Source organism: Brevibacterium sp. CCUG 69071, from assembly GCF_021023135.1.
In the GTDB taxonomy this organism is placed as follows: Bacteria; Actinomycetota; Actinomycetes; order Actinomycetales; family Brevibacteriaceae; genus Brevibacterium.
In genome coordinates, this window is record NZ_PGFV01000006.1 from 166,424 (window position 1) to 176,803 (window position 10,380).

Annotated in this window: 6 protein-coding genes; 5 read left to right on the forward strand and 1 reads right to left on the reverse strand. The window is 61.9% G+C overall.

Translation table 11 applies throughout. From position 1 onward, the window contains the following. Nucleotides 1-203 precede the first annotated feature (203 nt). Nucleotides 204-527: a hypothetical protein gene (locus CV023_RS16145; protein WP_230747711.1), complete on the reverse strand. Its 324-nt coding sequence runs from the start codon at nt 525-527 to the stop codon at nt 204-206. A 55-nt stretch (nt 528-582) separates the two neighbouring features. Here CV023_RS16145 and CV023_RS16150 point away from each other — a divergent pair, with 55 nt between their 5' ends. The 5 genes from CV023_RS16150 to CV023_RS16170 form a co-directional block, all read left to right on the forward strand. Next, on the forward strand, nt 583-6,798 hold the full coding sequence (locus CV023_RS16150; protein WP_230747719.1) for a phage tail tape measure protein: 6,216 nt from the start codon (nt 583-585) through the stop codon (nt 6,796-6,798). After that, nucleotides 6,799-7,680, forward strand: a complete 882-nt coding sequence (locus tag CV023_RS16155; RefSeq protein WP_230747725.1) for a hypothetical protein — start codon at nt 6,799-6,801, stop codon at nt 7,678-7,680. A 1-nt stretch (nt 7,681) separates the two neighbouring features. Further along, nucleotides 7,682-8,665 (forward strand): hypothetical protein, encoded by a 984-nt coding sequence (locus CV023_RS16160; RefSeq protein ID WP_230747727.1) that lies wholly within the window; start codon nt 7,682-7,684, stop codon nt 8,663-8,665. Between the two features lie 8 nt (nt 8,666-8,673). Next, the gene (locus CV023_RS16165; protein ID WP_230747729.1) at nt 8,674-9,774 is read left to right on the forward strand and encodes a hypothetical protein; all 1,101 of its coding nucleotides are present in this window, start codon (nt 8,674-8,676) and stop codon (nt 9,772-9,774) included. Then, nucleotides 9,771-10,380: hypothetical protein (locus tag CV023_RS16170; protein WP_230747731.1), on the forward strand; the 610-nt coding region annotated here is incomplete at its 3' end. The genes CV023_RS16165 and CV023_RS16170, both read left to right, overlap by 4 nt.

Here is a 10,380-nt window from a genome sequence, read left to right on the forward strand (position 1 = left end):
CCCTGGCTCTCACGCTTTACGAGGCCGACCTTTGCCAAGGGTGTGGTCAACCGATGTCGCTGTCGTCAGGCGAGCACCCCCATGACTACGAGGTGAAGAACACCCGGTGCATGGCGTGCGCGGAGATTGAGGAATTCCAGGATTCCGGCAAGGCAAAGGCACTCGACAGCGGAACCAAGACATACGTGGTCGTTGACGAGTAACTAGCGCTTGAGTGCGGCAACCAAACGCACGATTAGGGCGGCGAAGGCTGAACCCACTGCCAGGAAGAGCGATGCCGCCAACACGACCGTGAATATCACCTGGACCGCCACGTTTGATGCAGGCGGGATCGCGAAGTGACCCACGAGCAAGAGAACGAAGTAGAGGACCGCGGAACAGATCGCCACCAGAAGCAGCAGCACTGAGCGCTTCTTGAGCTGGATGTATCGACGCTCCCTGCCGTCTGGCGTCGACGCATCAGACCGCGCTCCCGAGAAATCGGTAACCGGCTTGTACTGATTTCCGTGCCTGTTCGTCCTGGCCATGGCTAGTCCTATCCATCCCGCTTGTAGTCACCAAATCATATAGGAGGCCACTGTCATGACCGAAGTTCGTAGCGTCTCCGCCCTGCTGTCGGTGAAGGTCAACCAGTACAAGGCCGACATGGCCGCAGCCGGTAAGGCTGCTGTGGACGCGGCGAACAAGACAGAGACCGCTTGGAACAAATCCACTACCGGCGCAGGCCGTGCCATGAAGGCGGCCCAGCAGTACAGCCAGGAAATGACCACCGTTGGCGCCGGACTCGCGACCTTCGGCGGAATCGTTGTTGGGGCCCTCGGTCTCGCGACCAAGGCGACGATGTCGTGGGAGTCCGCCTGGACCGGCGTCATGAAAACGGTCGACGGGACACCGCGTCAGCTGGCGGACATCCAGTCGGGCCTGCGCGATCTCGCCAAGACGCTTCCCTCCACCCATGAGGAAATCGCCGCCGTCGCCGAAGCGGCCGGCCAGCTGGGCGTGAAGACCGACGATGTCGTGTCGTTCACGAAGACCATGATCGACCTCGGCGAGGCCACGAACCTCACCGCAGAAGAGGCGGCGACCTCGATCGCTCAGATCACGAACGTCATGGGCACCGCCGGCAAGGACGTCGGTCGCTTCGGAGCCACCCTCGTCGAGCTCGGCAACAACGGGGCCTCCACTGAGAAGGACATTCTCAACATGGCTCAGCGCCTGGCCGGCGCTGGCAAGCTCGCCGGAGCCTCAGAGGCCGACATTCTCGCCCTGTCTAACGCGATGGCATCTGTGGGCATCAGGGCAGAGCTCGGCGGTGGCGTGATGACGCGCGTCATGAACCGCATGTACGCCGACGTGAAGAACGGCGGCGAGGGGCTCGAAGAACTAGCCCGCGTTTCCGGTGTCACATCCAAGCAGTTCGCGCAGGCCTACGAAGAGGATCCCGTCCGGGCTGTCGCGATGCTCACCGACGGACTCAACGGGGTCAAGGAAGGCGGCGGAAACGTCGTCGAGACCATGAAAGAACTCGGCATCAAGGGCACCGAGGAAACTCAGGTCATGCTCCAGCTCGCCGGTGCCGGTGACCTACTCACCGAGTCTCTGGACATGGGTAAGTCCGCCTGGGAAGAGAACACTGCCCTCATCCAAGAAGCCTCCAAGCGGTACGAGACCGCTGAGTCTCGAATCAAGATCGCCGGCAACCAGATCAAGGACACCGCGATCACTCTCGGCGGAACCTTTGCGCCCGCAGTCGCCGGCGTAATCGAAGGGGTCGGTAATCTCGTAGGAATCGTGGGCCAGGCGCCCGAACCCGTCATCAAGCTCGGTGGGGCACTCGCTGGCGTCGTGGGAACCGCGTCCCTCGCCGCAGGCGGATTCCTCCTCCTTGCTCCGAGAATCGCCGACACGATCGACGCAGTGAACACTCTGCGCACGAAGTCGGAGGCCCTGGACAAGGTTCTCTCACTGCCCGGCGCGTCCAAGGCGAGGGGCGTTATTGGCGGAGTCACCAAGGCCGCCGTTGCTGCTACAGGTGCCATCACAGCCCTGATCGCGGCAGGAGCCGTCGCCGACATGTTCGCCGGCAATGTGAAGAGCACGCAGGAGCTGACGAACGCGCTCATCCAGCTCGATGACCAGAACAGTCTGAGCGTGGCGTCTCTCGACCAGCTGTTCCAAGTGACCGGATCGGGCGCCGCACACATCAACGGTTTCGGCGATGCCCTGGACATCATCAACCAGAACGGTTTCCTCGGCTTCCTCGACAACGCGGGATCGATGTTTGGCATCTTCGACTCAAACGCCGAACTCGCGAAGGACTCCATGGAAGCCATGGACCAGTCACTGAGCTCGATGATGTCCGCAGGCAACATGGACATGCTCGAGTCGAACTTCCGTGCGGCAGCTGAGTCGGCCAAGGAGTTCGACTACTCCGCGGGCGACGTGATCGCCAGCATGCCTACCCTGCAGGGCCAGCTGATCGAGCAGGCGAAAGCCATGGGGTACGCGACTGACAACGCGACTCTGGCAAAAATCGCACTGGGCGAGCTTCCCGTCAATGCGAACGCCGCCGCGGGCGCTGTCCAGGGTGTTGGTAGCGCGGCTGGTGAAGCATCGGACTCGCTGTCGGACATGCTCGATGGTCTTGTGGCACTTGGCCTCGCCAACCTGGATGAGCGCGAAGCGATGCGGCAGTACGAAGCCGCTATCGACTCGGTCACAGAATCCATCAAGGAGAACGGCACCAGTCTCGACATCACCACCGAGAAGGGCCGCAACAACCAGGACGCCCTCGACGGTATCGCCAGCGAGGGCATCGCTGCCGCTCAGGCCATGGCCGAACACGGAAGGTCGCAGGAGGACGTGCAGGGCCAGCTGCAGAACACCTACGACGATCTCGTGGCCGCGGGTAAGCAATTCGGCATCGGCGGTGACAAGGCCAAGAAGATGGCTCGCGAGATCCTCGAGATCCCCGACGGCGTCAGCGTGAAGTCCTGGATGGACGACGCGGCCAAGAAGGAAGCAAACGCGACAAAGAAGGCCGTCAACGACATCCCGAAGAAGGTCAGTGTCAATGTCGTATTCAACGTCACTGAGCCGAAGAACGGCATCAAGAACATGCCGGAGAACCTGCTCAACCCGAACAGGAACAGGAGCAAGAGTCCGGGAAGCCTGAATCAGTGGGATCCCAACTTCTACGGCGGCATCGACCTCAAGCCAATGGCCTCCGGTGGCGTCCTGTCGAACATCGCCGAGATGGTTCAGCCGAACACGTGGCGGATCGTCGGCGACCGCATGGACGTCGACGAGGCGTTCATCCCTCTCGATGGGTCGAAGCGGTCGTGGAAGATCCTCATGGAGGCGCTTTCCCGCATGCCCGGAGCAATCCCCATGGCCAAGGGTGGTATTGCGTCGGCTGAGAAGTCGGTGGATGCCGCGCAGGATCGTCTCAAGGCTGCGCGCCGGGCGAAGTCGGATGCGAAGTCCAAGACCGCGAAGTCTCAGGCGGAGCGTCGTATTCGCATCGCCGAGGACGAACTGTCGGCGGCGAAGAAGTCTCTGAAGTCCGCGAAGGACAAGCAGAAGGCTGATGAGCGTCTGGCGAAGATCGCGGCGGATAAGGCGAAGGAGGAGAAGGAGCGCCGACAGCGCGTCGGCGAACTGCAGTCGGATCTGCGTGTTGACATCCGTCGCGGCAACATCCGCGACCAGGTCACCGGCGGTCTGTCCGGAGGCTACTCTGCCGTGGATCGGCTCTTCGATCTCGGGTCCAACCAGGACCTCTCTCGCGGTTCCCGGACTCGTGCCACGTCTTCGGCCCGGAAGTTCGAAGCGAACCTCAAGGCCCTGTATTCGCAGGCCGAGAAGATCGACGCGAAGCTGAAGAAGGCTCAGGACCGGGCGACTGAGCTCAAGGGCATCAAGGACTCCGTGGTGTCCTCGCTGCTGGGTGGTCGTGACCTTGATGTGGGCACGTTCCAGACCAGAGTCGGCGGTCAGTGGCAGTCCCAGTCGAACCTGGGTCAGGCTGCGAAATCGATGAAGATGGACGTCGCCGGAATGAAGGCGTTCGCTGGGAAGCTGAAGAAGCTCACAGAGCTCGGCATCCCCGGAGCCATCATCCAGGAGATCGCGCAGGCCGGGCCCGATGAGGGTTCCAACATGGCCGACAGCTTCATCGGTGCCACTTCCGCTGAACGCAAGTCGTACCTGGGCGCCTGGAGCGACTACGAGAAGTACGCGAACCAGGCCGGCCAGTACGCAACGGAGGGCTTCTACAAGGGAGGCTCCGCCGCGGCTGACGGTGTGGTGAAGGGTCTCGAGGGCAAGCAGAAGAACGTTGAGTCCGCGATCGCCAACCTGGCGAAGGTCATGGAGTCCACGTTCAAGTCTGTGCTCGGGATCCATTCGCCGTCGCGCGTCATGGCCGACCTCGGTGGGTTCACTGCCGAGGGTCTCGTGCAGGGCATGCTCGGTGGTGTCACGGACGTACAGTCTGCGGCCGCCGCCCTGGGCGCTGCTGCTGTTCCGGGTATGGCGCCCACGGGTATGTCCTTCGACGTCACTGCCGCCCCTGTGGTGGCTGATGACGAGGGCATGGCGGGTCTTGCCATGCAGGACATGTCGGATACCACACTGTCGGCGATGGGGCAGATGAACCTGTCTGTTTCTGAGGGTTTCGCTGGCATGCTGGCGAACATTCAGGCCGCGCAGGCGGGGATGCTCCTGTCCACGCAGGAATCGCAGCTGGGGATGCTCACCAACACGCAGACGCAGAACGCGGCCATGCTGTTGGATACCCAAACCCAGCAGGAGGCCATGCGGGCGACTGTTGTTGAGAAGCAGACGGGTCAGCGTACTGCCGCGACTGAGCAGCAGGAACTGATGCGGCTGATGCTCATCGATAAGCAGTCGCAGATGAAGTCGAAGTCTGCCACTGATTTCGAGGAACTGAAGAACACCACCGGTGTGAAGTTCTCGGATATGCGGAAGAACACCGACTCCACTATGTCGGGCATGTACGGCGACTACGACTCCCGTCTCGGTGACCTGAAGGGTCTGAATAAGCGTGGGTTCGAGTCTTTGCTGTCGACGTCGAACGCCAACATGGAAGCGGTCCGCAAGGGCATCGACGGGAACATGCGGGATGCGAAACCCGAGCTCGGCGGCAGGTTGAACAACCTCATCGATGTTCTCGGTTCGTTCGCGGCTTCCGTGAACAAAGCGTTCGGGGATGTGGGCGTGAAGCTCTCGGCACCGAAGTCGCTGAAGTTCGAGTCCGGTGGCGTCATGCCTGGGTATTCGCCCGGGCGGGACATCCATCACTTCCAGTCGCCCACGGCAGGGAACCTGTTCCTGTCGGGTGGGGAAGCGATCATGCGCCCCGAATTCACCCGTGCTGTCGGCGGGGAACAGGGCGTGGAGGCACTGAACAAGGCCGCCAGGTCAGGTTCGGATCTCAACACTCTCTTGGGGCAGTTCGCCACAGGTGGAGTCATCCCGCGGATTCCGGGCGTGAATGCGTTCGCGGATTCGGGTGTGTGGCGGAACCTCTGGGCGATGACGAAGGAACAGTTCCCGAACGCTCGACTCACATCGTCTTACCGGCCCAACTCGATCACAGCGTCGGGGAACACGTCGCACCACTCTCGCGGTAACGCGATCGACGTGTCCCCATCGATGGACATCTTCAACTGGTGGCGCAACAACTACGGTGCAAACCTCGCCGAGCTGATCTACTCACCCGCGGGTGGCAAGCAGATCAAGAACGGTGCGAATTACACCTACACGGGCGCCGTGAAGGCCATGCACTACAACCACGTCCACATTGCCGCCATCCGGGCTCTCTCGGACGCAATGGCTGGCGGGTTGCCTGGTGCTGGCGGGGAGATGTCCCACCCGTTCCTCGACCGTGCTGGTGTCTCCGCTGGTGGGGATCTCACCAAGGCCTACCAGAAGGCTGCGGAGAAACTCACTGCGGACATCTACGCCAAGCACGCCAAGCAACTCCCCGACGGGATTGCCGGGCAGCTCGGTAAGGGCATCATGTCCATGGCTTCCGAGGGCCTCGTCGATAAGGCGAAGGACTACGGGAAGAAGTCCGGCATGGACTTCTCCGGTGTCGCCAACGGCCCGGTCAAGTCCATGGCGAAGCAGATGCTCGAGTCCATGGGCTGGGGCAACCAGTTCGGTGACCTGGACTGGCTGCTCACACGTGAGTCGGGGTGGAACCCGAACGCCCAGAACCCGACGTCGACGGCTTACGGCCTGTTCCAGTTCCTCAACGGAACCTGGGGGAGTGTCGGTGCGACGAAGACGAGCGACCCGAGGGCACAGCTTGAAGCTGGCTTGAAGTACATCAAGCAACGCTACGGGGATGTGAAGGGTGCCCGGTCGTTCTGGGAACGCAACCACTGGTACGAGGGCGGAACTACGAACGCCAAGCGCGGCCTCGCTGTCGTCGGTGAGCAGGGTCCGGAGCTGGTGAACTTCCGTGGTGGCGAGCAGGTCATGTCGACCACGGATTCCATGAAGTTCATGGCCGCGAACCGCACCTACATTCCGACCCAGTCAGGACCATCGTTCGATGCGTCAGCGTTCACTGATGCTGTCGCAACGGCTGTCCAGTCGAACGGTGTCACACCGGAGGCGGTGGCCGCTGCCCTGGATGGGGTTCGTCTCACGTTCCAGGCTGACGGGCAACAGTTCACGGGTGCTGTCACTGCGGTTGTCGGGGCTGGGTATGACCAGTCTCGGTCGCGTTTGTCGAAGTCGTCTCAGAAGATCGGAGCACGCTAAATGGAACTCCACAACGGCGAGTTCGCGATCAACGGGTACAAGTTCGGGTGTGGTCACAACGCGAACGTGAACACACTCAACGCCACCAATATCCGGTGGCGGGTCCAGGACCAGCCGAACCCGGTTGGGGACGACATTCTGCTCGGGCGTGACTTCATGGACCCTCAGCCGATCAAGTTCGGGCTGTTCTTCAAGGGGCAGACAGCCCAGGAGGTGGCTCAGGGTGCGGCGGAATTCGCCAACGCCTGGGCCGCCGCCCGGGACCGGAAACCCGGGGAAGTGTCTGTCCTTGAGATCGGGGCGCACGGGAAGACGTATCGCGCCTACGGCCGTGCCCGCGACCTCGACATTGACGACACGGAGATCTTCGCCCGCCTCCACGCCGACGGCACCGCGGTGTTCGACCGCAAGAACGGGCTGTTCTACGGCGACCCTGACACAGGCGGCGGGGGAGAGATCACACTCTCCATCACCCCGCCACAAGCCCGCGGCCTCGTGTTCCCTGTCGTGTTCCCGTGGGGGACATTCCAGGGAGGGCAACGGCAGGGCATCGTCAACAACCCGGGGCTTCGGTCGACCACCGACGTCACGATCACCATCCGCGGCACCGTCAACCGGCCTGTCGTGTCCGGGGACGGGTGGGAGATTGAACTAGACACGAACCTCGCCTACGACCGGTCCGTCGTTATCGACGCCATGAACAAAACCGTCACCCGCGATGACGATGTGTCCCTGGCAGGGAAGCTCACCCGAAAGTCGCGTCTCGATCAGATCCAAGTCCCTGCTGGGGCATCCGAGTTCAAATTCCGTGGCACCTCCGTTGATGGGTCGGCCACGGCCACCATTCGTTGGGGTTCTGCCCACACAAGTTTAGGAGCCTGATATGCCTCTACGTCCAGTCCCGTGGGCCATCGGAAACGGTGCCGAGAACAGTGTCGAGCTTGCCCGCGCAGGAATCACCTCCGCCACCTCCGGTGCAACGGGAATCGCTGAGCCCGGCGACTTTATCGTCAAGGCTCTGCCAACCCCCGGTGCCGCAGTTCGAGTTCACAAGGGTGGCGGTGTCATCAAATCCACCTACCCCGGCGTGTTTGGGCAGTCGTATGCGGTGCAGGAGCAGTCGTACACTGATGTTCCCGTCGCCGCCACAGGGTCATCTGCCGGTGCGACGAAGTACGTGTACGTGCTCATCAAAGACCCCCAGTACGGGGGGCAGAACCCGCCTTCAGTGGAGAACGGCCCCTACAACGACTACGCAGTGACAACAACGCTCCCAGTCGATCAGCCGTACCTGCTGCTGGCGAAGATCAACCAACCCAAGTCAACGGCGACGATCGCTCAAGCAATGATCGAAGATCTACGCAAGGTTGCCAATCCACTGTGGGAACCGATCCACAGGTCTCGCCCGTCGCTTTCTACGGACACCGGAATGAAGCTCTCCTCAACGACGGGCGAGTGGTTTCCGGGTGATGGCGCGGAGACTGGTGCACGGCAGATAGTCGACGTGCCGGACTTTGCCGTGAAGATGATCCTGAAGCCGTCATGGCTCAGCGTTCGCTACGACGCTGGGAAGAATGCGTTTGGGCAGTTCTGGCTCAGCTATGGCCCGAACGATAACCCGCTGAAGTATTCGACACAGGAATTCCAGTTCGATTCAGCTGGCGCGGCCGCGAACGCATACCGGACCAACTGGCTCGGATCGGCCTATGTGACTGTCCCCAAAGAGTGCCGCGGCGCGCAGATTACGTTCGCGTTTCGCGCCCGACGCGACCCTGCGTCCGCCAACAACGCGGCGAGTATGGATGGTCTTTCCGGTCTCGATTTGAGTGGGTTCTTCTTGCAGGTTGCTGACCCGTCAACTGAATAAGGAGCCTCATGTCTGAATGGCGTTACATTGCGAGCAGGCTCAACGGTGATGGTACTGAGACGTTCCTCGACTGGAATCTCCCTCTCTCTGACGTGTCCGTGCAGGAGTCCCTGTCCGGGCACGGGGGGCTGGATGCGAAGATCACGCCCGAGGTTGCGAGCTTGAAAGACGAGGACGGGAAACCGATCTTCGTCCCCTGGTCGACCGCGATCTACGCGGAAGCGTCCGGGCAGATCCGCGGCGGCGGCATTCTCACTCAACTGCCAATGGACGGGCCGAGTCTATCCCTGGACTGCGTCGGCTTCTCCGGGTACCTGGAGGGGCAGCCGTGGCTAGGGGAGGACAGGTACGACACTGCCGACCCGCTCGTTATTGACCGGTACATCGTCGAACAGTTCCAGAAGAAACCGTTCAATCTTGGCCTGGTTCCTGCTGGGGACAAGGAGTCCCAGCGGGTGCAGCTGTCCGAGACGGTGACGGGGAAGAAGGAACTCTACTACCTCGCACCGTGGGCCGGGACACTCGACCTGGATAAGGAACGCACCCAACTGGCCGAGATCGGCGGGTACGAGTGGACTGTCACACACCGATGGGCGGACGGCGACCAGGACCGTATCATCCATGAAATCGAGTACGGGTACCCAAAGCTCGGCTCCCGCCGCAGTGACCTCCGGTTTGTGGTGGGCGAGAACATCCCCGACAACATTCCCGCCACGGATGACGGTGACGAGTACGCCTCACACGTCCTCGTTCTCGGCTCCGGTCAGGGCCGCAAAATGATCCAGCCCTACGACAACCGGCCCACTAAAAGGCTCGGGCGGTGGAAGGTCATCACGGACAAGGCGATCGGCAAAGACCAGATTGCCAAGGAACGTGTCGCCGCGGAACTCAAAGCCCTGGGCGGTGACCTCGACATCACCGAAATCCAAGTCTGGGACCACGACAACGCACCCGTCGGAACCTACTCCGCCGGCGACGAAATCCTCATCCAGTCGGGTGTCGGGTGGGCTGATTTCGGTGACCTGTGGGTGCGCATTCTCGGTGTCATCCACCACCCGGAGAAGAACACTTCCACTTTGCAGATTCGCAGATCGGAGAAGATCACATGAGCCTGTATTCGCGTCTGGACCGCCTCGCTGCCGATGTTGCGAAGCTGGACCGCAAGGTTGACTCGGTTTCGAACGCACCGCAAGGCCAGCGCACGTCGATTGAGGGTGGCGGCTCATATGAGTTCAACGATGTCGACGGGAATCTGAAAGCCATTGTTGGCGGTCAGGAAGACGGTGGCACCACTATCAACGTCCTCGGCGGCCCCACGCCACCCACGCCAGTCGGGTTCACCGTCGACGTCGACCACGGAAAGTTCATCGTCCACTGGTCGGGTGACTTCGACGGGGACGCGCTCGCCCCTTCCGACTGGTCCCGTGCTGAGGTGCATGCGTCGCAGGATCCGTTCTTCGTTCCGTCCAGGGCGACGGCTCGGGGGTCGATTGTGTCGGCTGCGGGTGGTGAGGTCACGATCGGTGTCCTCAAAGGGCCGTGGACGGTCAAGATGCTGGCGTGGTCGCAGGCGGGGAAGATGTCGGCCCCGTCCGCCCCGGTCGATGTCGAGGTGCCGAGTTATGGCGATATCGTGCTCGAGGAGATCGACGCCGCCACGACGTTGATCAAGAACGCCGGTGAGATGCTCCTCGAGGGTCAGCAGACGCTCGCTG

Coding starts and splice junctions, on each gene's coding strand:
- CV023_RS16145 (WP_230747711.1), bottom strand. CDS start 527: ATGGCCAGGACGAACAGGCACGGAAATCAGTACAAGCCGGTTACCGAT.
- CV023_RS16150 (WP_230747719.1), top strand. CDS start 583: ATGACCGAAGTTCGTAGCGTCTCCGCCCTGCTGTCGGTGAAGGTCAAC.
- CV023_RS16160 (WP_230747727.1), top strand. CDS start 7,682: ATGCCTCTACGTCCAGTCCCGTGGGCCATCGGAAACGGTGCCGAGAAC.
- CV023_RS16165 (WP_230747729.1), top strand. CDS start 8,674: ATGTCTGAATGGCGTTACATTGCGAGCAGGCTCAACGGTGATGGTACT.
- CV023_RS16155 (WP_230747725.1), top strand. CDS start 6,799: ATGGAACTCCACAACGGCGAGTTCGCGATCAACGGGTACAAGTTCGGG.